The organism is Ruania rhizosphaerae, from assembly GCF_009805705.1.
Lineage (GTDB): Bacteria > Actinomycetota > Actinomycetes > Actinomycetales > Beutenbergiaceae > Ruania > Ruania rhizosphaerae.
On the sequence record NZ_VSMB01000010.1, the window covers coordinates 19,358 to 42,608 of the forward strand.

The following is a 23,251-nucleotide window of genomic DNA, read 5'->3' on the forward strand; positions in this document are numbered from 1 at the left end:
CCTGAACGTTCTGAGAACACCACTCCTGATCGACTGATTGCACGCCGTCGGAGAGACCGCGGCCACGATCTCAAGGAGTGCAGATGCGTCAATCACGCCGAACCGTCACCCGTGCCACCACGGTGATCGCGCTGCTCCTGGCGGGCGTAAGCCTGGCCGGATGCAGCAACGATGATTCGGACACGACAGTGGAGAATTCCGACCAGCCGTCAGCGGAGAGTTCCGACCAGCCGGAGTACTCCAGCGCGGAGGAGTATGGCCTCGCGTTCGCCGAGTGCATGCGCGAACAGGGAATCGATGTGCCGGACCCGGGGGAAGACGGCGTACAGCTCGAGGGCGGTGCCGGAGATGGGTTCATGGAGGCCGCCGAGATCTGCACGGACGAGCTCGGCACGCCACCCGGGGGCCAAGGGGGCGCTCGACCGGCGCACGGGCAACGTGAGTTCGACCTCGCGATGGCCGAGTGCCTGCGTGACAACGGCCTCGATGTCCCGGACCCGGGACCTGAGGAGACGCTCACGATCCCGATGGACGCCGGACAGGCACTGCTCGACGAGTGCGCGGCAGACGCGGAAGCGGCCGTGGGAGAGATGCCATGACCACGCTCGAGCACAGGGACGGACCCGGGGCCGTACCCATATCATCCGATTCCGCCGATGCCCGTCCACCGCGGAAGCGTTCGCGACGCCGGGTTGTCGGCGTCGTCACCGGGATCGTGCTTCTCGGAGCGGCTGGGGCGGCGGCCTGGGTAGTCTCCACCGGCGCGTTCGCCGATTCCGGCCAGGAGACCCCGCAGCAGCAGTTCGCGACCGAGCACGTCGCGGGCGGTGATCTGGAAGAGAGCACCAACACGACCGGAACCTTGCGATACGACGGCTTGCGCACGGTCCAGGCGAGGGAAGCGGGAACAGTGACCGGGCTGCCCACCCCGGGGTCCACCGTCGCTGCCGGCGAGCCCTTGTACTCGATCGACGATGTACCGGCATTCCTGCTGCACGGCGAGACACCCGCGTGGCGCGGGTTCGCCAGCGGGATGGAAGACGGCACGGACGTGCACCAGCTGGAGCAGGCACTGAGCGACCTCGGCTTCTTCACCGACGAGCCCGACGAGCAGTTCCGGTGGGCGACCACCGAGGCGATCATGGACTGGCAGGAATCCCTCGGGCTCGAACGCACCGGGGAACTGCCGTTCGGTTCCATCGTCTTCGCTGACGGGGATGTGCGCATCGGCACAGTCGCCGCCACTGTCGGCGATCAGGTCGCTGCGGGGACTGAACTGTTCCAGCTCTCCGGCACCACCCAGATCGTCGAGGTGGACCTGAGCCTGTCCGACCAGCAGCTCGCCGTCCTGGACACGGCCGTCGTCGTACGTCTGCCAGGGGGTGAGCAGACGTCCGGGACGATCGTCTCGGTCGGGACGCCGACCGAGACCGAAGACGCGGCCGGTCAGGCCACGACGGTGATTCCGGTGGTGGTCGCCCTCGAAGACCCGGACGCCGCGGCGGCGTTCCAAGAGGCCTCGGTGACGGTCGAGATCCCGAGCGAATCCCGTGAAGACGTCCTCTCGGTCCCGGTCAGCGCGCTCCTGGCGATCAGTCCCGATCAGTTCGGAGTCGAAGTGGTCGGCGCCGACGGTTCAACCCGTCAGGTGCCGGTCGAGACCGGCCTGTTCGCCGGTGGCCGCGTGGAGGTCACCGGCGACGGCATCACCGAGGGAACAGAAGTGGTGGTCCCGCAACGATGAGCACCGTCATCACACTCGACAACGTCCAGCGCGCGTATGGCGACCCCCCGGTCCTGGCCTGCGCGGGAGTCTCCTTGCAGATTCACCGGGGGGAGTTCGTCGCCATCGTCGGGCCGAGTGGGTCGGGCAAGTCCACCCTGCTCAACCTCATCGGAACCTTGGATCGGCCGACCGCCGGCAGCGCCCATATCGACGGTCTGAATGTCGAAGACCTCGACGACCGTGCGTTGTCGGCGCTGCGGGCCCACCGGATCGGCTTCGTCTTCCAGCAGTTCCACCTCGCCGAGGGCGTCACCTCCCTCTACAACGTCGCCGATGGGTTGCTCTACACCGGAGCACCGATCGGCGAACGTCGCCGCCAGGCCGAGATCGCACTCGAGCGGGTGGGGCTGAGCCACCGCCTGCACCACGTTCCGCATCAGCTCTCCGGAGGCGAGCGCCAGCGGGTCGCGATCGCTCGCGCTGTCGTAGGTAACCCGCCGTTGCTCCTGGCCGACGAACCCACCGGAAACCTCGACAGCACGGCCGGATCTTTGATCGTCGAACTGCTGCACGAGTTGAACGCCCAGGGCACCACCGTGGTGGTCATCACCCATGACCGCGAGCTTGCAGCCCGGCTTCCCCGTCGTATCGCCATCAAGGACGGGCGTATCGTCGCCGACTCCGCCCAGGAGACCCCCGCATGAACGCCCTCACGACACCCACGAGCCCGACACCCACGACGAGCGGTCCGCCGCAACGCTCGCGGCTACTCCTGCGCGACGTTCTTCGCCTGGGTACCACCGGGCTCCGCACCCGGCCCACGCGGGCGGTCCTGTCCGCCCTCGGGATCGCGATAGGCATCGCAGCGATGATCGCCGTCGTCGGGACCTCGTCATCGAGCCAGGCCCGCCTCAACGAGCAACTGTCTCAGCTCGGTACGAACCTTCTCACCGCGACCGCTGGTACCAGCTTCACGGGCGAGCAGACGAGCCTGCCCCCAGACGCTCTCGGGAAGGTCACCCTGATCGAGGGGGTCGAGTCCGCCAGCAGCACGGCGATACTGCCGGAGAGCGTGTACCGCAGCCCGCTGTCGGACGCGGCGGCCACTGGTGGGATCACCACCATGGTCGCCGACCACGACCTGCTGAACGTCACCTCCACCGAGGTTCGCTCGGGGACCTGGTTGAACGATGCGACCGCCGGCCTGCCCACTGTCGTCCTCGGCGACACCGCCGCTGCGCGCCTCGGTGTGGTCACTCCCGGCACACAGGTGTGGCTCGGCGGGCAGTACTTCACCGTGATCGGCATCCTGGAACCTTCGGCACTGACTCCCGAACTCGACACTGCTGCCCTGGTCGGTGCTGGTGTGGCCGACGAATTGTTTGGCTACGACGGCTCACCCACCACGATCTATGAACGTTCCGCCGATGACGCAGTTGAAGCCGTCCGTTCCCTCCTCGCACCTACGATCTCCCCGCAGGCACCGGACGAGGTCGACGTCTCACGCCCCTCGGACGCGCTCGCTGCGCAGAGCGCTGCGAACGACGCCTACACGGGCCTTCTCCTGGGCCTGGGGTCGATCGCGCTGCTCGTCGGGGGGATCGGGGTGGCGAACACCATGATCATCTCGGTGCTGGAGCGACGCCGTGAGATCGGGTTGAGGCGCGCCCTGGGCGCGACCCGCCACCACATCCTCGTCCAGTTCCTCGCCGAAGCGCTCCTGCTGTCCGCGCTCGGTGGCATCTTCGGCAGCCTCCTGGGGGCAGCCGCCACAGGCGTGATGGGCCTCATCAACAGCTGGCCCTTCGCCCTGCCACCGGCCGCCATCGCCGTCGCGGTCGGCGCGACCCTCCTCATCGGAGCGATCGCCGGTCTCTACCCCGCCGTCCGCGCTGCACGTACACCACCCACTGCCGCACTCAATTCGTGACCCGAGCCACGGCCCGATCGCCATGTGGCCCGAACATGTGCAGGATCTCGACCGCGGTGTCCCCGGCCGGGCCGAACCAGTGCGGCACGGCGGCGTCGAACTCGGCTGTCTCGCCCGGTGTGAGCTCGTGCTCGTCGTCGCCCAGCACCAGCCTCAGGGTGCCCGCGAGAACGTAGAGCCAGGCGTGGCCCTCGTGGGAAGTCAGCTGGGGCTTGCGTGGGCCTAGCACGTGCTTGAACACCTGGACCCGGCCGGGGTAGCGGGTCAGCGGCACGATCACTCCGCCACGGGTCTGACGACGGGGCTCCAGATGGACGCGCGGGTCACCGGTGCCGGGAGCGTCGACGATCCGGTCCAGCGCCACTCGATAGATGCGAGCCAGGGGGATCAACAGCTCCAACGTGGGCTGGCGATGTCCCGTCTCCAGCCGCGAGAGTGTGCTCACCGACGTGCTGGTCTGCTCGGCGACGTTCTCGAGCGAAAGTCCACGTGACCGGCGAATCTCACGGAGTCGGGGCCCGATACCGCTGAGGATCTGAGCGACGTCTGCATCCACGGGGAGATCTTTGCAGATTCTGCAAACTTCCGCCGCATGCGACCAGTTCTGCCCGCAGGATGACTGGCGGCACAGCATGTGGCATGTCATGAGAGCGGAGATCCGGATGAGCGAGACCATGGTTGACCAAGCATCCGAGCTGAACGCGCGGCAACGATGGACAGTGATGGTGGTCTGCGCCCTGGCGCTCTTCCTCGTCGGGCTTGACACGACGATCGTCACGATCGGGCTGCCACAGATCGCCGCCGGTGTCAGCGCGGATCCAGGGCGGATGGCATGGGTGATCGACGCCTACACCGTTGTCTTCGCGAGCCTGCTCATCACGGCCGGTGCGCTGGCGGACCGGTTCGGTAGGCGGCGGGTGTTCCGTACCGGCCTGGTGGTCTTCGGGCTCGCGTCCCTGGCGTGCGCGGTGGCACCCTCACTCGGCTTCCTGATCGTCGCCCGCCTCGCACAGGGTGCCGGTGCCTCGATGCTGTCGCCGGTAGCTCTGGCGATCGTGGTCAACGTCATGCGCGATCCGGCCGAACGTGCCCGGGCGATCGGCGTCTGGGGTGCGGTGTTCGGTCTGAGTATGGCGGCAGGTCCGGTGACCGGTGGGGCGCTGATCGCGGCATTCGACTGGCGGGCGGTGTTCTGGATCAACCTGCCCGTGGTGGGCGTGGCACTGCTCCTGGTCGCGGCCGTGGTGCCGGAGTCGCGCGGGTTGCGGGTGCGGCGCCTCGACATCCCGGGCCAGCTCCTCCTGGTGCTCCTTTTGGGAGGGCTCGTCGCACTACTCATCGAAGGGCCGCGCCTGGGGTGGCTCTCGCCCGTGGTGATCGTCGCCTACGTGCTGGTGCTGGTCGTCGCGATCGTGTTCGTCCTGGTGGAGTCCCGCAGCCGAGAGCCGTTGATCGCGCCCAGCCTGTTCCGGGTGGCGAGCTTCACCGGTGCCGTGCTCGGTGCAGTGGCGATCTTCGTGGCGTTCAGCCTGACACTGCTCGTGACCACTGTTCTCTTGCAGGAGGGCTCCGGCCGATCGGCTCTGGCTGCCGGGGCGCTGACGCTCCCGATGGCAGTGGCCGCCACCGTCTTCGCGCCGATCTCGGGCAGCCTCGTCGCCCGCGTCGGGCCGCGCCTGCCGCTCCTCGGTGCGGGCGTCGCGGTAGTGGCGGCCGGGGTGTGCCTGCTGATCGCGCTGTCGGTCTGGGGCCCGGGATTGAACGTCCCGCTGCTGGTGGTCGGCTATGTGCTGCTGGGGGTGGGTGTCGGGCTGGCGAACGCCCCGATCACGAATACCGCGGTCAGCGGACTGCCGCCGGACCGGGCCGGTGTGGCCGGGGGGACGGCGTCGACGGCGAGGCAGCTCGGGACTGCACTCGGTGTCGCGCTCGGCGGCAGCCTGGTCGCCCAGTCCGCACCGGAAGATCTTGCCACCGGCACGCTCGCCGGCTGGCTGGTGGTGATGCTGTGCGGCGGCATTCTCATCCTGGTCTCTCGCACGGCTCGGCCCGCGACGTCGGTGCGCTCAGCTCAGGGGTGAGGGCCGCCGTCATGACGTCGTGCGATGCGCTCGAGGCCGACGAGAGTGGACTCGACGATGAACCGGAAGTAGCGTTCGCGCACCTCGGCGGCAGTGTGCTCACTAGCTGTCAGGAGAGCGAGTAGGTCGTCGACGAACGCTGTCGGCCGCCGGAGCGACGGGCGGAGAACGGGTGCGTTGACCCGAGAGGTCGGATTGCGCGAGCCTACGGGTTCGAGTCACGTCGTTGACAAGTGACCTCAGCCATGCTCGGCTGAAGATCCGAATCAACGAGGGGTGGCAAATGCGTGTTATCCGTATGCGGATATCCCTCTCTGGGGTGGAGTGTGACGGCGACTCTGCGGGGAACTATTCTCCTTGCCCAAGGAAGTATGGCGTCGTAAGGTCAGTTGGTGAGTGATTCAGGGCGCAGCCGTGGTGCACGTCTAGTTGAGCCCTTCCGTGACGTCAGAAGCCGGAGATTGCTCGGCGCTTTTCTCTGCTCCGAGCTCGCAGACGGAATTACGTTTATCGTGGTTCCGCTCGCTGTGTATGCGGTGAGCAACGATCTGATCGCCCTCGCGGGGACATTTCTGGGGCGGCTGCTACTGGCATCGGCGGTGGCGGTGGCTGGTGGTGCCGTGGCGGATCGATGGGAGCGCAGACGCACCCTTCTGGTGACCTATGGGGTGCGCGCCGTGCTGGTCGTGTCGTTAATGTTGGTTCCTTCTGATGAGGTCACCGTATTTGCGCTGGTAGGCGTTCTGCTTGGTGCGAGCGGCGCGTTCGACAACCCTTCCGCTGAGGCGAGTCTGCGCGCCGTCTACAGGCACGATCTACAGTCCTTGGCAGCGGCCCGCAAGACAGGAAAGACGCTGTCCAGCCTCGTAGGGCCCGCCCTGGGTGGCCTATTCGTGGGTATCGGCGGAATGAATTTTGCCCTCGGGGTGAATATTGTCATGTTTGTCCTCGCTTGGCTTATCCTCGTCGGGGACGTTCGCCACCAGGTTCATCGGGAACGACAGACTGCCGATAGCTTGGTTCGGCGGATGGACTGGGGAGTGCTTCGTCGAGCACCCAGGGACTTGAAGCTTGCGTTCTTCTCGACCCTTGTGGCCTCATTTCTTGTTGGTTTGTCGACAGTGGTCGCGGTCCCGTACTTGGATCATCTGGAACGGGCCCCGTCGGGTTCGTACGGGTATGCGATCGCGGCCTACAGTGCTGGTGCGTTGTGCGGGCTGTGGCTGGCCGGCATCACTACCTGGGAGCGCGTCAGTTTGCGCGTCATGTTGAGCATCGCCAATGGCGTCTATGGGCTGCTCGTGGTGCTGAGCGTGGCGGCGCCTTCGTGGGAGCTGCTTGCAGTGGCGTGGTTCTTGTGGGGCCTGGCCTTCGGCCCGGAGGACGTGGTCGCGGATGCCAGGGTCGCGGCGCTCGTGCCGGACGATCGACTCGGTCGCCTCTACGCATGGTGGTCAATCATCGCGCGACTGGGCTCGGCTCTCGCCTTCGGTAGTGCCATGCTCTTGGGCTCCCTTGATGAACGAGCGGCCCTGCTGCTGACGGGGCTCGCATACGCTGTGGTCGTCCCACTCCTGGTCCTACTTCTGGGAGGCAGACGGAAGCGAGAGGTCAAGGCTCAGAACCGCTAGGTCGGATTCCCATGGTTGGCGACCTACGGGTGCGGCCCACCGGCCCTCGCGTCGGGCCGTTCCTGATCGTCGGTCGCGGTATGTTCTCAGCCCAGGGGTTGGTGCAGCGTGAGGAGCAAGGTGGCCCGGCCGACACACTCCGAGTTCCGCGCCGCTGCCCTCTCCGACTTCCAGGAGCCTCACAGATAGTCCTCCAACCGGGCGATCGTGAAGCCGGCCTCGTCGGCCATCCGCTGGATCTGCTCGAGGTTCGCCGGTAGATCGTCGGTGAAATGGGTGAGGATGATGTCGCCCGGCAGCAGCTCGTCGCCGTGCGCGAGCGAGACGTGCCCGTCCTCGGCCGTACCGCTCCAGTGCACGACGGCGGTGGTGCCGCATGCGGCCGCGGCTTCGGTGGTGCCCTCATCCGAGGCACCGTAGGGGGCACGTAGGAGGGAGCCGATCGCACTGGGGTCGAAGTTTTCCTGAAGCATCTCCACCATCCCGCAGATCTCCTCCTCCTGACCGGTCGGCGTGAGTTGCCTCAGGTCCGGGTGATTCATGGTGTGCGAGTGCACGCGGTTCCCGAGGGTCACGTACTCCTCGAAGTACGAGGCGTGCAGGCGCACCGGTTCGGCGTTCAGGAAGAGCGAGACCGGCATCTGGTGCTCTCTGACCAGGTCCAGTGCCCGCGGGCTGGGGTAGTGGCCGTCGTCGATGGTCACGAAGATCACGCGGTCGTCGGTGTTGACCTGGTGGATCACCTCGTCCGTCCCGCCACCATCGCTCGCCTGTTGATCGGTGGCGCCCATCGGGTGCGGCTCGGACCCGGAAGAGAGAGTGCCGGTCACCATGTCACGGAGCGCCCGCACGGCTTCGGGCCCGACGGCGGCGGCCACCGTGGCACAGGTCAGCACCAGCACTGTGGTCACCGCGGCTATCAGGCGACCATGCGGCCGGCGCCGGTCCTGAGGTGTGTGGGGGGAGGAACTGGAGATCTGTGTCGTGGTCATGCCTCGACGGTGCCGATCCGGTGGTGCAACCGCGTGGCCGCGATGTCGCAGCTGTGTCGCAACGTCCCTCTGTGACCTGCGTGCGACCTTTCGGCGACCGGGAGCCGACGCAGAGTCGGGAGGGTCGCCGGTATGTCCCAGCCGACCAGTCCAGCAACCCGGCGCTCTACCCTGTCCGTCGTGCCACCGTCCAGGCCGCCACGGACTGGGCACATCGTCTCGCTCGATGGGCTGCGCGGCATCGCCGTTGCCGGGGTGCTGCTCTTCCACACCGGTCATCTCAGGGGAGGCTTCCTGGGGGTCGACCTGTTCTTCGTCCTCTCCGGCTTCCTCATCACCTCCCTGCTGCTGCGCGAGATGCGTGGCGGGAGCATCTCGTTGACCGGCTTCTGGGCGCGCCGGCTCCGGCGGCTCTTTCCGGCGCTCGCCGCGATGCTGGGCGCCGTCACGCTCACCGTGTGGGGACTGGAACGCGCGGGAGCTGCGATCGAGACCGATCTCGTACGGACCACGCTCGCCGATGGCTTCTGGGTGCAGGTGAATCTGGCGAACTGGCACCTTCTTGCCCAGGACGCCGGCTACTGGGAGGCGTTCGGCCAGGCGCGCGTCTTCTCTCACCTGTGGAGCGTCGCCGTCGAGGAGCAGTTCTACCTCGTGTGGCCGATCCTGCTGATCGTGGCGCTGACGCTCGTGCGGCGCCGGTCCGAGGGGACGATGCAGTGGGCGGTCCTGAGCGTGTGCGGCGTGCTGGCGGCGGCGTCCCTCGCCCTGATGGTGCTGCTCTACGACCCTGCCGACTCCACCCGTGTGTACACGGGCACCGACACACGGGCGTTCTCGTTGCTGCTCGGTGCGGCGGCAGCGACCGCACCGCTCCAGCGCTGCTTCGCGGCGCTCCTCAGCGTGCTGGGCCGTGCGGCAGGGGCAGTGCTCACCGTGCTGGTAGCGGCACTGCTGACTCCGTGGTTCCTCGTCGACGGGACGAGCTCGACCACGCTGTTCACCGGTGGGCTGTTCCTGCACGCCCTGGCAGCCGCCGCGCTCATCGGCATGTGCGCGGCCGCCCATGCCCGGACCGGGAGAACGCCTCGTCCGCTCGGCACAGTGCTGGAGGCACCGCCGCTGCGCTGGCTCGGGCAGATCTCCTACAGCCTCTACCTCTGGCACTGGCCGGTAATCGTGCTGCTCCCGCCGGAGCGTGCGAGCATCGACGGAACGCTTCACACCGTGGTGGTACTCGGCCTGTCGGTGGCGCTGGCCGCGGCATCGACGCACCTGGTGGAGAACCCGCTGCGGTTCCGGGCGGGCTGGACGCGAGGCCGCGCCGGTGCCCTGCTCTTCGTCCTCGTCAGCCTTGCGCTGCTGGGATTGTGGTCGCTCCTGCCGGAGCCGGCGGGGCCCCAGATCGACATCGGCAACCTGTGAGGACCGGCCCGGCTACAGGAGCGGGCAGGTGCGCGGTTCTGTCAGCGGGTTTGAGTTCGTGGCAGGGACGTCGGTGAAGGTCAGACGCACCTGCATCTCCGGTGAGCCCCCCGCCTGAACGTGCGTTGCCAGCACCGTGCAGACGATCTGGTCCACGCCGTCGGAGGTGACATCGCCGGTCGGCAGCGGCAGACGCACATCGATGACGTCCTCTCCGACGGTCACATGGGTGGTGTGCACCGCCACCTCCGCGATCCCGGTCGCCAGACCGGACCCGCCTGGACCGGTCAGCAACAAGGAGACAGCCTCCTGCATGGACCCCAGACGCCGGGTCTGACGTTCCTGGGGCACCAGATCGCCGTCGTCGAGGAAATACAGAGTCACACCGGGCGCCAGACCGGTGGGTGCCTGCGGGCCCTGCTCCACCGGGGAGGGTTGCACCGCGCAGCTGCCGACTCCGGCTAGGGCTACCAGGAGCGCCACGTGGCGCAGCCATCTGGTCATCGTTCCTCACCTTCCGGCGTGCTGCCCGCCCGGGGCAGCCACATCGTGAACTGGGCTCCGCCGTCGGGGGTGTTCGCTGCGGTGAGACTCCCGCCGTGGAGTGCCGTGTTCTCCCAGGCGATGGCGAGCCCGAGTCCGCTCCCGTGGCTGCGCGTACGGGCGGCATCGGCCTTGTAGAAGCGCGTGAAGATCCGCGGCAGCACATCCTCACCGATGCCGGGGCCGGAGTCGGCTACGGTCACCTCGACGGCGTCCGGTGCGGCGGAGAACGCGATCCGTACCGGTGGTGCGCCGTGCCGGCGGGCGTTTCCGACCAGGTTGGCCAGGACGACGTCGAGGCGCCGCCGGTCCGCCTGCACGACCAGGTCGGCGCCCTCGGGAGAGGTGAGGGTGACGTCCTGCGTCCAGCCGCGGCTACGGACGCAGTCGCGGGCGAGGGCGAGAAGATCGGTGGGCTCCAGCCGCATCGCGGCCGTGCCGGCATCGAATCGCGCGATCTCCATGATGTCCTCCACCAGGCGCACCAGCCGCCGGGTCTCGACCAGTGCCATCCGGGCCGACTCCTGTGCGGCGTCCGTGTCCGTGCTCGTGCTCGCGTCCGTGCCGGGGTGGGGGGCGGACCTGTGCTGGAAAGCGTCGTCGAGCACTTCCACGGCCGCGGTGAGTGTCGACAGTGGCGTGCGCAGCTCATGGGAGACATCGGCAGCGAAGCGCCGAGCGTCGTCCTGGATCCGGGCCATCGAGACCATCGACTGCTGGAGCGACTCGGCCATCTCGTTCACCGTGCTGGTGAGCTGCGCCAGCTCGTCGACACCGCGCGGATGCGTCCGGGCGTTGAGGTCGCCGTCGGCCAGCCGCCGGGCCGTGGTGCGCAGTCGCCGTACCGGCGCGAGCACAGTGCGGGAGGCGAGCAACGCCAGCAGCACGGCGACCGGCAGCACGAGCGCGGAGGTGCCGATGGCGGCGCGCGTGAGAGCGTCGATGTCAGCGTCGACGGGGGAGAGGTCCTGTGCTCGGTAGACCTCGACCCCGGAGGGACTGCGGGTGCCATCTGGTGCGGTGAGCATCACCGGGGCTCCGATGACCACCCAGGGAGTGTCTTCCACCATGACGCGTTGTGTGAAGGTGCCCCCTGGCGCCGTGGCGTTGGCGACGGCGTCGCGCAAGTCACTGGTGATGAGCCCGTCTTGGGCGATGAAGATGCCAGAGGCCGACTGCGCGTCCTGGTAGACCGCGAGGGCATGCGGCCCGACCGCGGCGCGGAGCTGGTCGAGTGCATCCCGGCTCGGCGGGTACTCGACTGTGGGTGCGGCGGCGGTCACCTGCGCGACAAGGGCGTCGGCATGCTGTTGCTGGCTGGAGTCGGTGAGCGCCCGAGAGGCGTACTGTGCGCCCGCCCACGCGGCCGCGCTCGCTCCGAGGACTGCGATCAGGACGAACACGAGGACGAATCTCCCGCGTAGCCCACGCAGCCCACGCAGTCTGCCCAGCCCCTGCGGCCTGCCCGGGCGGAGCCTCCGCCGTCGCTCCTGACGCGGTGCCACACTCACACCGGGCCGAATCGGTATCCGAATCCGCGCACGGTCTGGACGTACTCGGGGTGGGCGGGGTCGTCCTCGATCTTCGCCCGCAGCCGCATGATCCCGTTGTCCACCAGCCGCGAGTCCCCGAGGTATCCGTGCCCCCAGACCTCCTCCAGCAGCTGTTGCCGGCTGAAGACACGGCCGGGGGAGCGAGACAGCGTCAGCAGGAGGCGCAGTTCCGTCGGCGTCATCGGAACCGGAGCGCCACCCAGGGTCACCGTGAGCGACTCGGTGTCGATACGCAGGGAGCCGTGGGAGCGGACGCCGTCGAGATCGCTGACCGCCCGGCGCAACACCGCCCGGATACGGGCGTCGAGCACCGCCGGCTGGACCGGCTTCACGACATAGTCATCGGCCCCTGCCTCTAATCCGCCGACGACATCGAGGTCGTCCGTGCGTGCGGTGAGCATGATGATCGGTGCCTGCGAGTCCAGACGGAGCCGACGGCACACCTCGAATCCGTCGATCCCCGGGAGCATCAGGTCGAGGACCACGATGTCGGGCGCCTCCTCGGTGAATCTCGACAACCCGTTCTCACCGGTGGCAGCCGTGATCATGGTGTAGCCGTACCTTCCCAGGGCCAGTTCCAGGCTGCGTCGGACCAGGGGGTCGTCTTCGATGAGGAGAACTGAGGTCACGCCAGCCAGTCTAGGAACGAACCCGCCGCGCCGGAGGCCGGAGCCGGGGAGGACCGTTCTTTGCGACAGGATTGTGACACCGACGTGCCGGGGCGGCGAAATCCGGCGTGCAGAGTCGACCACATGATGATCAAGCACACCAGGACTACAGCGACGACCACCGCACTCCTCGCAGTATTCATGCTGGCGTCCTGTGGTGGCGGGCCCGGCGAAGACACCGGCGACGAGACCGGCTGGACCGAGTCGGAGGCGGCGGCTGACGCCGGCGTCTCACCACTGCTCCTCCTCGGAGACTCGGTGGCGGCAGGTCAAGCTCTGCCGCTGTCCCAGGCGGTGGCGTCCAGCGGGGCGTACTTCGTTGACGAGACCTCCGCCGGGGGCGGCAACGTGGTGGGGCCTAACGCGGAGGCCCAGTGGGAGGAGCTGCCGGAGCGTCTCGCAGAGGCGGAGGGTGGCGTCGTCGTCTACCAGATCACCAGCTACGACTGGGGCACGCGGGAGGAGCAGCGCGAGGCGTACGTGCGGCTCGCGAGCGTAGCCGCCGATTCCGATGCGGACCTGCTGCTCGTGTCCATGCCCCCCATCGAGCCCGACGAGTTCTACGCCGACCACCTGGATGAGCTGGCCGCCACCTCCGAGGTCGCTGCCGAGGTGGCGGCACAGGACGACGGCACCGAGTTCCTCGATGCCTCCGAGGTCTGGGGCGAGGAGTACTCGCGCGAACACGACGGGCAGGTCTACCGGAGCAGTGATGGGATCCACACGTGCCCGCAGGGTGCCGCCGAGTTCGCGAGTTGGCTGCTCGATGAGCTCGTTGGGCTGTATCCGGGCTTCGAGCCCGCTGACGCAGAGGAGTGGGCCAACGCAGGGTGGTCCTCGGACGAACTGTTCACCGGCTGCTGAACTCCGCCGAGGCGGTCGCGATTCCAGCAGCATTCCAGATCCCGCCGCGGGCGCACGGGGTCCTCCTGGAGGACGACCCCGTCGCGACGCCGATATCGGTCGCTGGAAGGTCGAGTGATATCGGCGCGGCTCCGTAGCGTCGTTGACGGAGGAGCCATGAGGCTCTCGCCCATCGACGACAGGAGAACTCATGATCGAGGTGGAGGCGCTGACGAAGTGCTACGGGCCCACCAGGGCCGTGGACGGGTTGACCTTCACGGCGCAGTCGGGCACGGTGACGGGCTTCCTCGGTCCGAATGGCGCCGGCAAGTCGACGACGATGCGGATCATCGTGGGGCTCGAACGCCCGACATCGGGCAGGGCCACGATCGACGGTCAGCGGTACGCGGATCTCGTGGCGCCGCTGCAGGCGGTCGGCGTCATGCTCGACGCCCGCTCGGTGCACCCCGGGCGGACGGCCTTCCGCCACCTGCTGGCGCAGGCGCGCACCCATGGCATCTCGCGTTCGCGGGTGGATGAGGTGATCGAGATGACCGGGCTGGAGTCGGTCGCAGGCCGCCGAGCGGGGACCTTCTCGCTCGGGATGGGGCAGCGCCTGGGGATTGCCGGTGCCCTCCTCGGCGACCCGCACACGCTGATCCTCGATGAACCGGTCAACGGTCTCGACCCCGACGGCGTCCTGTGGGTGCGCGGACTCGTCCGTGACCTTGCGGCGCAGGGCCGGACCGTTCTCCTCTCCTCGCACCTGATGCACGAGCTGGCCCTGTGCGCGGACCGAGTGGTGATCATCGGAAAGGGGCGTCTGCTCGCTGACGCCTCGGTCCCCGAGCTCACGGCCGAAGGTGGATCGCTCGAGGATGCTTACCTGAAGCTGACCTCAGATGCGGTGCAGTACCGGGGCCGGAGCGCCACGGGTTCTGTCGTCCCCATCACGGGAGTGACCCGATGAGCGCGTCCGCATCTTCTCCCACCGCCACGTCGGCCCGCCCGCCCGCTGTGTCCGGCCGAGGCGCGACCTTCGGGCGCGTGATCGCCGCGGAGTGGACCAAGATCACCAGTCTGCGGTCCTCGTACCTGCTCGCAGCCGTCACCGTCGCCGTGTCCGGGGCTCTCACCTACCTGTCGGCGAACGCTTCCTCAGGTGACCCGGGATTCGACCCGCTCGGCTCACTCACCTCGGCACTCGTCCTGACGCCGATCGGACTTCTCGTGCTCGGCGTGCTCGTGGGAACGGGAGAGTTCAGCACCGGGACCTATCAGAGCACCTTCACGGCAGTGCCACGGCGTCTGCCCGTGCTCGCCGCTCAGGTGGTGGTCACTGCCGCATTCGCACTCGTGACCTCGCTGGTGGCCGTGGGCGCAGCGGTCCTCGGAATTCTGCCGGCGGCCGGCTCCCGAGGAATCACCGTGGACCTGACGGGGGAGCAGACGATGCAGATCCTCGCCGGAATGGTCATCTATCCCATGGGTATGGCGCTGTTCGGTATGGCCATCGGTGCGCTGCTGCGACGCCCGGTCCGTGCCGTCGTCACTACGGTGACGCTGACCCTTGTGCTCCCCATCGTGCTCATGCTCGCGGCCGATATGGCGACCGACCCGATGGCCCCGAGCCAGCCCGGGAGTTCCCCGCCGGCACAGGCCGTGGTCAACACCGCCGTCACCTTCTCGCCGAGTGGGGCCGGTTCGCTGCTGACCGTTCCGGAAGGCAGTGGCGTCGAGGGCGCCCCTGACCTCGGCCGGTGGGGCGGGGCAGGTGTTCTCGGTGCCTGGATCCTTCTCCCGCTCGCAGGGGCCGCCGTGCGCCTGCGCACCCGCGACGCGACCTGAGGAGCTCGATGAATCGCGCGACCAGTACTCCTCAGCACCGGCTGGAATCCACGCGCCCCGGGTCGCCGTCCCCGACCACAGCACCCGCGCGGCCCGGCGTCACGTTCACCCGCGTTCTCGCCGCGGAGTGGACCAAGCTGCTCAGTCTGCGTTCGACGCTGTGGACCGCAGTGGGAACGATCCTCGCGGCGGCCTCGCTCGCCTACGCACTGGGTCTGTTCGTCCGCCCCGGCGACGACCAGTCCGGGGCGTCGCTGATCGTCTCCGGCTACCTCCTTGCCCAGCTCGGCGCCCTGGTCCTGGGTGTTCAGGTGGGAACGGGCGAGTACGGTGCCGGTACCTTCAGAGCCACGTTCACCGCTGTTCCCCGGCGCCTGCCGGTGCTCGTGGCGCAGGTAGTCGTCACGATCGTTGCCGCGTTCGGGACGGCGGCCGTTGCGCTCCTCGCCTCGTACCTGGTGACGATCGGTGCGCGTTCCGACCACGGGCTCATCGTCACCATCACCGACAGTGAGACAGCCCGGATCCTGGCTGGATTCGCCGTGTACCTGGTGGGTATCGCGCTGGTCGGGCTCGGCATCGGGGCGTTGCTGCGTCGCCCCAGTGCGGCCCTCGTTGCCGGGGTGTTGATGGTGATCGTGATCGACCACCTGCTGGCAGTGAACCCCGGGAAGATCGCCGACACGGTGCGTGCCCTCCTGCCGGGATCCGGCGCCCGTCTACTCATCGACGACGCCGGGCTCGCTGTGCTGGATGCGACGAGCCTGGGGCCCCAGCTCGGAGCCTGGGGTGGCACGGCCGTTCTCGGTGGCTGGGTGCTCGCGTTGCTCCTGGCCGGGGGATACCGGTTACGCCGCCATGACCTCACGTGAAGCGTGCGCAGCGGGACCTGTCTGCACAGGTGTGCCGCTCCTGGGCCCCGGCGGGGCGATGGATGGGAGAGTGAGGTCGTGACGACTCGGCGCACCACCGGATCCCTGCGGCTTCAGGGTGCGGACTCGGCCGCGCCACTGACGCAGATGCAGGTCCAGCGGCGGGGGCCGCTGGGGCGCCTCGTCGCCGCCCATCCCCGGATCGCCGACGTGGCGCTGATGGTGGCGGTATTGCTTCTCGGGCTGCTGACTGTGCTGTTCGCGTCCCTGACTGTCCGGGGAGCGACTGGCCTGGGCTTGTACCCGCAGGACGCGCGTGCGTCGTGGTTGGTCCCAACCGCCTGGCTCGTCGGGGCTGCGGTAGGGGCGGTGCTACTGCTCGCCCGGCGAGCGCGGCCGCTGACCGTCACAGTGGCGCTGTGCGTCCTGGCCGTGGCGTCCCTCGCCAGTGCGGGGGTCCTGGGGGTGGTGGGAGTCTGCCTCGCGTGTGCGCTCTATGCGGTTGCCTCCGACCGGCCTCCGCGGACCACCTGGCTCAGTTGTGCGGCCGTGTTCGTCACCGTCTCGATCGCGATGTGGTGGTGGCAGGACATCGGTCTGGCAGAGATCTTGCTCTGGAGTGATCCGATCATGACGCCGACGGGTGACCCGGTCCACGAGCTCCCCGAGCCGCTCTTCTCGCCGGGGCGTCGCTCGGCGTCGGTGTTCCTCCTGCTCGCTCTCCTGTTGCTGGGGGTGGCAGCCGGGTCGGGAGTCCGTGCCCGCCGGTTGCACGCTCTCGGACTCATGGAGCGATACGAGGCGATGGCCCGCGATCGCGACAAGAGTGCGGCGCTCGCCCGCGCTGCCGAGCGGTCACGCATCGCACGCGAAATGCACGATGTCGTCGCGCACAGCGTCTCGGTGATGGTTGCTCTTTCCGACGGCGCTGACAAGGCTCTTGAGCGCGCGCCGGACAGTTCACGTCAGGCCCTGCGTGAGCTCTCCAGTACTGGTCGGACGGCCTTGTCGGACATGCAGCGCGTGCTGGAGGTATTCGATCCCGATGATGCCGACGACGATGGGCACCCCGACCTGGCTGAAACTGCTGCGACTGACCTGCGTACCGTCGTCGAGAGGTTCCGCGTGGCCGGCCTTCCGGTCACGGCCTCTGGCCTGGAGACAGAGCTCCCGCAGGACACCTCGCTGCGCCTGGCCGTGGTGCGCATCGTCTCCGAGAGCCTGACCAACGTGCTCCGGCACGCTCCCGGCGCTTCGTCCGTGGAGGTCACGCTGCGGCGCAGCGGCACGTTCGTCGAGGTGGAGATCATCGATTCCGGTGGCACACGGCCCGGCGCCGGCGGCACCGGGCGGGGTGTCGTCGGGATCCGCGAGCGGGTCGCGCTCCTGGGCGGCCATGCTGAGATCGGCCCGCGGACGGACGGAGGATGGCGTGTGGCCGTCGTCTTGCCGTCGACCGGTGGCCACGAGGGAGAACGCCGATGACGACAGTGCTGCTGGTAGACGATCAGGCTCTGGTGCGGATGGGATTTCGGCTCGTCATCGAGACCGAGCCCGACCTCGAGGTGATCGGCGAGGCGTCGGATGGCAGGATCGCGCTCGAGCAGGTGGCGGCGCTCTCGCCTGACATCGTGCTGATGGACATCCGAATGCCCGGCATGGGCGGAATCGAAGCCACGCAGCGGCTGGCTGCGGAGCACCCGTCCACACGGGTGCTCGTGCTGACCACCTTCGATGTCGATGAGTATGCGTTCGCCGCATTGCGTGCGGGAGCGAGTGGATTCCTCGCGAAGAACGCCCGCCCGGATGAACTCGTCGAGGCGATCCGCACGGTGGCCTCAGGCAGCTCCGTCGTCGCACCGCGGCTGGTGCGCCGCATGCTCGACCTGTTCGCCGCGCACCTGCCCGCCGATACCGGTGCTGGTCACGGCGAAGACGGGCTCGATCCTCGCCTGCATGTCCTCACCCCGCGAGAGCTCGACGTGCTGCGGTGCGTGGCGGAAGGGCTCTCCAACGCGGAGATCGCCGCGCGTCTTGTCCTCTCGGCCACGACGGTGAAGACCCACGTCGGCCGGATCCTGGCCAAGCTCGGCGTGCGCGACCGGGTGCAGGCGGTGATCGCAGCGTACGAGTATGGTCTCGTTGGCGTGGGGGAGGGCGACGGCGGACCTCACCCTGGCCTGCGCCCCATTGACTGAGGCTTCAGGGAGTCCCACCAGCAGTGCCGCCGTCGGGCGCGTACGCCAGCCGGACAGTGACACGCAGCCCTCCGGGTGCACGTGCCGAGATGGCGAGCCGTCCGGCGTGTGCCTCGCAGATACTGGCGACGATCGCCAGCCCGAGGCCCACCCCACCGCGCTGATCGTTGTGCAGGCGTTCGGTCGCCCGCTGAAACGGCTCGGTCAGCGTCGAGATCGCCTGCGGTGGCACCGGTTCCCCGGTGTTCTCCACCGTGAGCAGCACGGTGTCACGGTCGACGGCGGTGCTCACCCAGACCGAGCCGCCGGCACCGTCGTTGTGCACGATCGCGTTGTGCACCAGGTTGGTCACCAGCTGCAGCAGAAGCGCGGGGGAGCCGACGGTCTGCGCCACCTCACCGGAGACGTCGAGAGCGATACCCCGCCGTTCGGCGAGAGGCAGGAGCGTCTCGGTGGCTTCTTCGGCCAGCAATGAGAGGTCGACGCGCTCGCGGGCGAACGTCCGGCGACCAGCATGGCTGAGCACGAGCAGGGACTCGGTGAGGGTGATGGCTCGTGCATTCACCTCGTGCAGGCGTGCGATCAGCTGATCGACGTCACGGTTCGGGTCTGCACGGGTGGCCTCGAGCAGCGACTGCGTCGTGGCCAGTGGTGTGCGTAGTTCATGGGAGGCGTTCGCCGCGAACCGCTGCTGCTCGGCGACGTGCGCCTCCAGCCGCTCCAGCATCACGTCGAAGGCGTCGGCGAGCTCACGGAACTCGTCGTTGCGACCCTCCATCCGGATCCGGTGCGAGAGGGAGCCCGTCGAGGCGGCACGGGTGGCACTGGTGATTCGCGCGAGCGGTGCCAGCATCCGGCCGGCGAGGAGCCAGCCGCCGGTGAGACCGAACACCAGGAGCAGCACCCACGCCAGGGCGATCCGTGGGGCAAACGCTCGCTCGAGATCGGAGCGGTTCGGGACGAAGGGTCCGCGAGTGTCGATCGGCCCGTCGGGCACGTAGCGCAGCAGGAACACCCATACGACAGCGAGCAGCAGCGTGCCTGCGATCATGACCAGCCCGGCGTAGCTCAGCGTGAGCTTGACCCGTACGCTCACGCCCGGTCGCCTCGACACCGTCACCGCCGAGAGTCCATGGCTTCGGTGTCGATGCGGTAGCCGACCCCCGGGATGGTAGCGATCACCCACGGCTCACCGAGGCGCTTGCGCAACGCGGAAACCGTGATCCGCACGGCGTTGGTGAACGGATCGGCGTTCTCGTCCCAGGCGCGCTCCAGCAGTTGTTCGGCACTGATCACCCCGCCGCCGGCGGCGGCGAGCACCTCGAGTACTGCGAACTGTTTCCTGGTGAGCGACACATGGCGCCCTTCCCGGTAGACCTCGCGCCGGAACGGGTCCACCCGCAGACCGGCGATCTCCAGGACCGGGGGCCGCTGGTGGGATCGGCGGCGCTGCAGCGCCCGGATGCGCAGCACGAACTCGCGCATCGCGAACGGCTTGGTGAGGTAGTCGTCGGCGCCGAGCTCGAACCCGGACGCCTTGTCGTCGAGCCGGTCGGCGGCGGTGAGCATGAGGATCGGAGTGCCGGTGCCGGAGTCGACGATGTGCCGGGCCACGTCATCACCTGAGGGTCCCGGGATGTCCCGGTCCAGCACGGCCACGTCGTAGTCGTTGACCGCCAGCAGCTCCAAGGCGGTGTCCCCATGGCCGGCGATGTCGGCGGCGATCGCCTCGAGCCGCAGGCCGGTCCGGATGGACTCGGCCAGGTACGGCTCGTCCTCGACGATCAGCACGCGCATCCTGTGATGTTACGAGCCGGGACCTATCGTCGGCGTATCGAGAACTGCATACGCCGGCGCAACACGGCCCCACCTTGACTGGCGTGATGAGTCGCAACAGATCAGTCGTTCGCACCCCTCGGATCCTTCTCGTCGTCGGCGTGGCCGTCGCGGTACTGGCGGGCCTGGTCGGTTACCGCGCGCTGCTCCCGTCCGCGCCGGCAGCGCTGGAGGTGCTCGAGGGTGGGCACCGCGGCGCCCCGGACGAGGCCGACGGCGTCGTTCCTGACGGCGCCACCGTGTCCGTTTTCGATGACGACACCCCCGCTGTGGCGAACCTTGAGCCGGAGCTTCTTGACGCCGTCCGCCGTGCTGCCTCCGTCGCCGCCGACGACGGCGTCGAGTTCTCGGTCACCAGTGGCTGGCGCTCGGCGAGGTTCCAGCAGCAGCTGCTGGACGACGCCGTCACCGAGTACGGCTCCGAGGCCGCGGCGGCTCGCTGGGTCGCCACGGCCGAGACCTCGGCCCACGTGTCGGGTGAAGCGATCGACATCGGGCCCGTCGACGCCATGTCATGGCTCTCCCAACATGGCGTCCGGTACGGGCTCTGCCAGGTCTACGGCAATGAGCCCTGGCATTACGAGCTGCGCCAGGAAGCCGCCGAGCACGGGTGCCCGCCGATGTTCGCCGATCCCACCGAGGATCCTCGGCTCCAGTGATGCCGCGCCGAGGGCGGCCTGGATGTCGTCGGAGCGCGTTCGAACGACACTCAGGCCACCGTCGCGATGGGCACCAGGTCATAGCACGGCTGCGTAGCTTGTCTCGAGCGTCGCCGTGCGCTCGGAGCTGAAGAGATCCACCTGCTCGTCGTGGAGGTGTGCCACGAGGGCATCGACGCACAGGTGGTATCCGGTGGCGGTGCTGGCGAAGCCTCGCGGTGCGGGCTTGTCGGCGTGCACTGTCACGGTCAGGCGAGTTCCGCCGTCGACCGCCTCGATCTCGAACCGGAGCCGCTCACTATCCCAGGTGAACTCGAACGTGCGAGGTGGGTCCCAGGTCAGCAGCTCGCCGGGAAGGCTCGCATCATTCAGATCGAGCCCGGCGGCCTCGATCTCGGACCCGGCCTGCTCGATCGATTCGGGCCAGAACGCGATCGTGAGGGTTGAGCCCGGGATCCGTTCGCCGATGATGTCGGCGGGAAACCAGTGTCGCAAGTGCTCGGACTCGGTGATCGCTCGCCAGACCTTCTCCGGGGGGTGGCGCAGTTCCCGTTCGTAGCGCAGCACGACTCCCGCACCATCGCGGGTGACGGTGCCCATGGGTGTCTCGGACATCAGTGTTCTCCTTCGGCGTCGGTCATTTCGTCCAGGTGTGCCTCGAGGGCGTCGAGGCGGTCGGCCCAGGCGCGCCGGTAGGGCCCGAGCCACTTGTCGAGCTCACGCAGCGGTTCCGGTGTGAGTGTGTAGTGCCGGCGTGGTCCATCGACGCGCGCATTCACCAGCTGGGCCTCGCCCAGCACCTTCAGGTGCTTGGAGACGTTCGGCTGTGCCGTCCGGAGCAGGTCGACCAGTTCCGAGACCATCAGGTCACGCTCGCGCAGGAGGTCCAGGATCTGGCGCCTGGTCGGGTCGGCCAGCACCGTGAACGCGTCTCGGGTTGGCATGGAGGCAACTATTCCGCTCGGAGAATATTCCTGTCAAGGAATTTGATGCGTGCTGCACCCTGCGAGCCGGCACCGAACGGCACCATCGCGCTACCAGCGGCACTTGTAAAGAACAAGTGGCTACTGGCAGAGTACAAGTGTGCGTAGTTATCTCGACGCTTGCGGAATCACGCGGGCCCTGGATGTGGTGGGGGAGCGATGGGCGATTCCGGTGATACGTGAGCTCATCTTCGGTCCTCGCCGATACTCGGATCTCGACACGGCGCTGCCGGGCGTCAGCACCAACATCTTGGGTGCTCGACTCAAGGAGCTCGTCAAGGCGGGCGTTGTCGTGAAGCGGCGGCTGGCTCCGCCGACGCCAGCGAACGTCTATGAGCTGACACCCTGGGGTGCCGCCCTGGAGCCTGTGCTGATTGAGCTTGGGAGGTGGGGGTCGCGCACCGCGGTGGATCTCTCTCATCAGGCGCTCAGTGCCTCATCGCTGGCCCTGTCGCTGAAGACCACCTTCGATGCCCATGCTGCTGCCGGTGTCGAGCTCGACGCGCAGTTGGTGATGGGCGAAGACTGCTTCGGCGTGCACATCGGCAGCGGGGTCCTCACGATCGGTCGCGACGCTCCGCACACCGGCCGGGCGTCGGGACTACGCCTTCATGCAGACCCTCCCACGATGGCGTCCTACGTCTATCAGGGTCTTGAGGCGGCTGGGACGGCCTTCGATGTGATTCGCATCGAGGGTTCGCGCGGATCGGCAGAGCTGTTCACCCGGTGCTTCACCCTTCCTGAACCTCCAACGAAAGGAACACTATGAATGGACCCGAAATCGACGTATCGACGGCGGTGAGCCGCGGCGGCACGTCGGCCGACCACTCACCTGAGGGGTCGGGGCGTGTCATCGTCTACGAGTTCCTCTCCCTCGATGGGCGGTTCGAGGGCCCGCCCGGCAACGAGATGGACTGGGTGCAGCGACACTTCAGCCATGAGATCGAGGTCGACATCGCTGCACAGTACGAGCGTCTCGGTGGCTTCCTCATGGGTCGCCGGACGTTCGATTCTCTCGCCTCCTATTGGCCCACCTCGGCCGCCGCGCATGAGCACCTGGTCGGGGCCATGAACACCCTCCCCAAGTTGGTGATCTCCCATCGCTCGGATGTCAGCGCGTGGGCCAACTCCCATCATCTTGGTGATGAGCCCTTCGTGGCGTTGCGGCGCGAACTGGCTGCGAGGGGGGAGATCATGCTGATCGGTAGTCAGGACATCGCGGATCAGTTAGCCCGGGCCGATCTGGTCGATGAGTACCGGTTCCTCGTCTTCCCGGAGGTTCTCGGGCGTGGCCGACATCTCTTTCCTGCTGAAGGACCGTCGAGGTCATGGATGACGACTCGCAGTCGTCGATACGACACAGGTGCCGTCGCGCTGCACCTCGAGCGACCGCCCACTCGATCCTGAGGGCAGCACCGCCACCTGGCGTACGCCGTCACGAACTGTCGAATTCTGCTCCGCCG

The 23,251-nt window shown here is 68.1% G+C and carries 24 protein-coding genes and 1 pseudogene; 16 read left to right on the forward strand and 9 right to left on the reverse strand.

Going from position 1 to position 23,251, the window contains the following annotated elements; translation table 11 throughout:
• Positions 1-83: 83 nt before the first annotated feature.
• The 4 genes from FV560_RS13900 to FV560_RS13915 are packed head-to-tail and all read left to right on the forward strand — an operon-like array spanning position 84 to position 3,656.
• The gene (locus tag FV560_RS13900; protein ID WP_159622158.1) at positions 84-599 is read left to right on the forward strand and encodes a hypothetical protein; all 516 of its coding nucleotides are present in this window, start codon (positions 84-86) and stop codon (positions 597-599) included.
• Positions 596-1,744, forward strand: a complete 1,149-nt coding sequence (locus FV560_RS13905; protein WP_159622159.1) for an efflux RND transporter periplasmic adaptor subunit — start codon at positions 596-598, stop codon at positions 1,742-1,744. Before FV560_RS13900 ends, FV560_RS13905 begins: the two co-directional genes overlap by 4 nt.
• Positions 1,741-2,430 carry an ABC transporter ATP-binding protein gene (locus FV560_RS13910; protein WP_159622160.1) on the forward strand — a complete coding sequence of 230 codons (690 nt, stop codon included), beginning with the start codon at positions 1,741-1,743 and terminating at the stop codon, positions 2,428-2,430. Before FV560_RS13905 ends, FV560_RS13910 begins: the two co-directional genes overlap by 4 nt.
• Positions 2,427-3,656, forward strand: coding sequence for an ABC transporter permease (locus FV560_RS13915; RefSeq protein ID WP_159622161.1), 1,230 nt, complete (start codon positions 2,427-2,429; stop codon positions 3,654-3,656). The genes FV560_RS13910 and FV560_RS13915 overlap by 4 nt, the downstream gene beginning before the upstream one ends.
• Here the strand turns inward: FV560_RS13915 and FV560_RS13920 are convergent.
• Entirely contained in the window at positions 3,646-4,212 is a 567-nt protein-coding gene (locus tag FV560_RS13920; RefSeq protein WP_159622162.1) for a helix-turn-helix domain-containing protein, read from the reverse strand. The genes FV560_RS13915 and FV560_RS13920 overlap by 11 nt on opposite strands.
• A gap of 106 nt (positions 4,213-4,318) precedes the next feature.
• On the opposite strand from FV560_RS13920, the gene FV560_RS13925 reads away from it, so the two are divergent.
• Both FV560_RS13925 and FV560_RS13930 read left to right on the forward strand, forming a co-directional pair.
• Positions 4,319-5,737, forward strand: a complete 1,419-nt coding sequence (locus FV560_RS13925) for an MFS transporter (RefSeq protein ID WP_200837694.1) — start codon at positions 4,319-4,321, stop codon at positions 5,735-5,737.
• Between the two features lie 392 nt (positions 5,738-6,129).
• On the forward strand, positions 6,130-7,368 hold the full coding sequence (locus FV560_RS13930; protein WP_275401906.1) for an MFS transporter: 1,239 nt from the start codon (positions 6,130-6,132) through the stop codon (positions 7,366-7,368).
• A 179-nt stretch (positions 7,369-7,547) separates the two neighbouring features.
• Here the strand turns inward: FV560_RS13930 and FV560_RS13935 are convergent, their stop codons facing one another.
• A complete protein-coding gene (locus FV560_RS13935) occupies positions 7,548-8,360 on the reverse strand; it encodes a polysaccharide deacetylase family protein (RefSeq protein WP_235020132.1) in 813 nt (270 codons plus the stop codon).
• A gap of 180 nt (positions 8,361-8,540) precedes the next feature.
• On the opposite strand from FV560_RS13935, the gene FV560_RS13940 reads away from it, so the two are divergent.
• Entirely contained in the window at positions 8,541-9,785 is a 1,245-nt protein-coding gene (locus FV560_RS13940) for an acyltransferase family protein (RefSeq protein ID WP_200837696.1), read from the forward strand.
• Between the two features lie 12 nt (positions 9,786-9,797).
• On the opposite strand, the gene FV560_RS13945 is transcribed toward FV560_RS13940, so the two are convergent.
• The 3 genes from FV560_RS13945 to FV560_RS13955 all read right to left on the reverse strand — a co-directional run bounded on the left by FV560_RS13945 (position 9,798) and on the right by FV560_RS13955 (position 12,510).
• The gene (locus FV560_RS13945; RefSeq protein ID WP_159622166.1) at positions 9,798-10,289 is read right to left on the reverse strand and encodes a hypothetical protein; all 492 of its coding nucleotides are present in this window, start codon (positions 10,287-10,289) and stop codon (positions 9,798-9,800) included.
• Positions 10,286-11,731, reverse strand: a complete 1,446-nt coding sequence (locus tag FV560_RS13950; protein WP_235020133.1) for a sensor histidine kinase — start codon at positions 11,729-11,731, stop codon at positions 10,286-10,288. The genes FV560_RS13945 and FV560_RS13950 overlap by 4 nt, the downstream gene beginning before the upstream one ends.
• 104 nt (positions 11,732-11,835) lie before the next feature.
• Positions 11,836-12,510, reverse strand: coding sequence for a response regulator transcription factor (locus FV560_RS13955; protein ID WP_159622167.1), 675 nt, complete (start codon positions 12,508-12,510; stop codon positions 11,836-11,838).
• A 123-nt stretch (positions 12,511-12,633) separates the two neighbouring features.
• Between FV560_RS13955 and FV560_RS13960 the strand changes: the two genes are divergently transcribed.
• The 6 genes and pseudogenes from FV560_RS13960 (at position 12,634) to FV560_RS13985 (ending at position 18,310) form a co-directional block, all read left to right on the forward strand.
• A complete protein-coding gene (locus FV560_RS13960; RefSeq protein WP_200837698.1) occupies positions 12,634-13,413 on the forward strand; it encodes an SGNH/GDSL hydrolase family protein in 780 nt (259 codons plus the stop codon).
• 190 nt (positions 13,414-13,603) lie between these two features.
• Positions 13,604-14,359, forward strand: a pseudogene (locus tag FV560_RS13965) (ABC transporter ATP-binding protein); the annotation flags it as partial.
• The gene (locus FV560_RS13970; RefSeq protein ID WP_159622169.1) at positions 14,359-15,240 is read left to right on the forward strand and encodes an ABC-2 transporter permease; all 882 of its coding nucleotides are present in this window, start codon (positions 14,359-14,361) and stop codon (positions 15,238-15,240) included. The pseudogene FV560_RS13965 and the gene FV560_RS13970, both read left to right, overlap by 1 nt.
• 8 nt (positions 15,241-15,248) lie before the next feature.
• Positions 15,249-16,112: an ABC-2 transporter permease gene (locus tag FV560_RS13975; RefSeq protein ID WP_159622170.1), complete on the forward strand. Its 864-nt coding sequence runs from the start codon at positions 15,249-15,251 to the stop codon at positions 16,110-16,112.
• A 78-nt stretch (positions 16,113-16,190) separates the two neighbouring features.
• Positions 16,191-17,597: a sensor histidine kinase gene (locus FV560_RS13980; protein WP_235020134.1), complete on the forward strand. Its 1,407-nt coding sequence runs from the start codon at positions 16,191-16,193 to the stop codon at positions 17,595-17,597.
• On the forward strand, positions 17,594-18,310 hold the full coding sequence (locus FV560_RS13985; protein ID WP_159622171.1) for a response regulator: 717 nt from the start codon (positions 17,594-17,596) through the stop codon (positions 18,308-18,310). The genes FV560_RS13980 and FV560_RS13985 overlap by 4 nt, the downstream gene beginning before the upstream one ends.
• A 4-nt stretch (positions 18,311-18,314) precedes the next feature.
• Here the strand turns inward: FV560_RS13985 and FV560_RS13990 are convergent, their stop codons facing one another.
• Both FV560_RS13990 and FV560_RS13995 read right to left on the reverse strand, forming a co-directional pair.
• The gene (locus tag FV560_RS13990; protein ID WP_275401907.1) at positions 18,315-19,406 is read right to left on the reverse strand and encodes a sensor histidine kinase; all 1,092 of its coding nucleotides are present in this window, start codon (positions 19,404-19,406) and stop codon (positions 18,315-18,317) included.
• 20 nt (positions 19,407-19,426) lie between these two features.
• Positions 19,427-20,107 (reverse strand): response regulator transcription factor, encoded by a 681-nt coding sequence (locus tag FV560_RS13995; protein ID WP_159622172.1) that lies wholly within the window; start codon positions 20,105-20,107, stop codon positions 19,427-19,429.
• A gap of 86 nt (positions 20,108-20,193) precedes the next feature.
• Here FV560_RS13995 and FV560_RS14000 point away from each other — a divergent pair, with 86 nt between their 5' ends.
• Positions 20,194-20,805, forward strand: a complete 612-nt coding sequence (locus FV560_RS14000) for a M15 family metallopeptidase (RefSeq protein ID WP_159622173.1) — start codon at positions 20,194-20,196, stop codon at positions 20,803-20,805.
• 78 nt (positions 20,806-20,883) lie between these two features.
• On the opposite strand, the gene FV560_RS14005 is transcribed toward FV560_RS14000, so the two are convergent.
• Complete coding sequence (locus FV560_RS14005; RefSeq protein ID WP_159622174.1) at positions 20,884-21,420, reverse strand: SRPBCC domain-containing protein; 537 nt, start codon at positions 21,418-21,420, stop codon at positions 20,884-20,886.
• Complete coding sequence (locus FV560_RS14010) at positions 21,420-21,749, reverse strand: ArsR/SmtB family transcription factor (RefSeq protein WP_159622175.1); 330 nt, start codon at positions 21,747-21,749, stop codon at positions 21,420-21,422. The genes FV560_RS14005 and FV560_RS14010 overlap by 1 nt, the downstream gene beginning before the upstream one ends.
• A 139-nt stretch (positions 21,750-21,888) precedes the next feature.
• Between FV560_RS14010 and FV560_RS14015 the strand changes: the two genes are divergently transcribed.
• Positions 21,889-22,557 (forward strand): winged helix-turn-helix transcriptional regulator, encoded by a 669-nt coding sequence (locus FV560_RS14015; protein WP_159622176.1) that lies wholly within the window; start codon positions 21,889-21,891, stop codon positions 22,555-22,557.
• A complete protein-coding gene (locus tag FV560_RS14020) occupies positions 22,554-23,195 on the forward strand; it encodes a dihydrofolate reductase family protein (RefSeq protein ID WP_159622177.1) in 642 nt (213 codons plus the stop codon). The genes FV560_RS14015 and FV560_RS14020 overlap by 4 nt, the downstream gene beginning before the upstream one ends.
• The last annotated feature ends 56 nt before the right edge of the window (positions 23,196-23,251 follow it).

Excerpts from the sequence above, each read along its gene's own strand:
- FV560_RS13995 (WP_159622172.1), bottom strand. The coding sequence starts at position 20,107 with ATGCGCGTGCTGATCGTCGAGGACGAGCCGTACCTGGCCGAGTCCATC.
- FV560_RS13925 (WP_200837694.1), top strand. The coding sequence starts at position 4,319 with ATGAGCGAGACCATGGTTGACCAAGCATCCGAGCTGAACGCGCGGCAA.
- FV560_RS14020 (WP_159622177.1), top strand. The coding sequence starts at position 22,554 with ATGAATGGACCCGAAATCGACGTATCGACGGCGGTGAGCCGCGGCGGC.
- FV560_RS14005 (WP_159622174.1), bottom strand. The coding sequence starts at position 21,420 with ATGTCCGAGACACCCATGGGCACCGTCACCCGCGATGGTGCGGGAGTC.
- FV560_RS13900 (WP_159622158.1), top strand. The coding sequence starts at position 84 with ATGCGTCAATCACGCCGAACCGTCACCCGTGCCACCACGGTGATCGCG.
- FV560_RS13905 (WP_159622159.1), top strand. The coding sequence starts at position 596 with ATGACCACGCTCGAGCACAGGGACGGACCCGGGGCCGTACCCATATCA.
- FV560_RS13985 (WP_159622171.1), top strand. The coding sequence starts at position 17,594 with ATGACGACAGTGCTGCTGGTAGACGATCAGGCTCTGGTGCGGATGGGA.
- FV560_RS13960 (WP_200837698.1), top strand. The coding sequence starts at position 12,634 with ATGATGATCAAGCACACCAGGACTACAGCGACGACCACCGCACTCCTC.
- FV560_RS14010 (WP_159622175.1), bottom strand. The coding sequence starts at position 21,749 with ATGCCAACCCGAGACGCGTTCACGGTGCTGGCCGACCCGACCAGGCGC.
- FV560_RS13910 (WP_159622160.1), top strand. The coding sequence starts at position 1,741 with ATGAGCACCGTCATCACACTCGACAACGTCCAGCGCGCGTATGGCGAC.
- FV560_RS13945 (WP_159622166.1), bottom strand. The coding sequence starts at position 10,289 with ATGACCAGATGGCTGCGCCACGTGGCGCTCCTGGTAGCCCTAGCCGGA.
- FV560_RS13935 (WP_235020132.1), bottom strand. The coding sequence starts at position 8,360 with ATGACCACGACACAGATCTCCAGTTCCTCCCCCCACACACCTCAGGAC.
- FV560_RS13975 (WP_159622170.1), top strand. The coding sequence starts at position 15,249 with ATGAATCGCGCGACCAGTACTCCTCAGCACCGGCTGGAATCCACGCGC.
- FV560_RS13915 (WP_159622161.1), top strand. The coding sequence starts at position 2,427 with ATGAACGCCCTCACGACACCCACGAGCCCGACACCCACGACGAGCGGT.
- FV560_RS14000 (WP_159622173.1), top strand. The coding sequence starts at position 20,194 with ATGAGTCGCAACAGATCAGTCGTTCGCACCCCTCGGATCCTTCTCGTC.
- FV560_RS13970 (WP_159622169.1), top strand. The coding sequence starts at position 14,359 with ATGAGCGCGTCCGCATCTTCTCCCACCGCCACGTCGGCCCGCCCGCCC.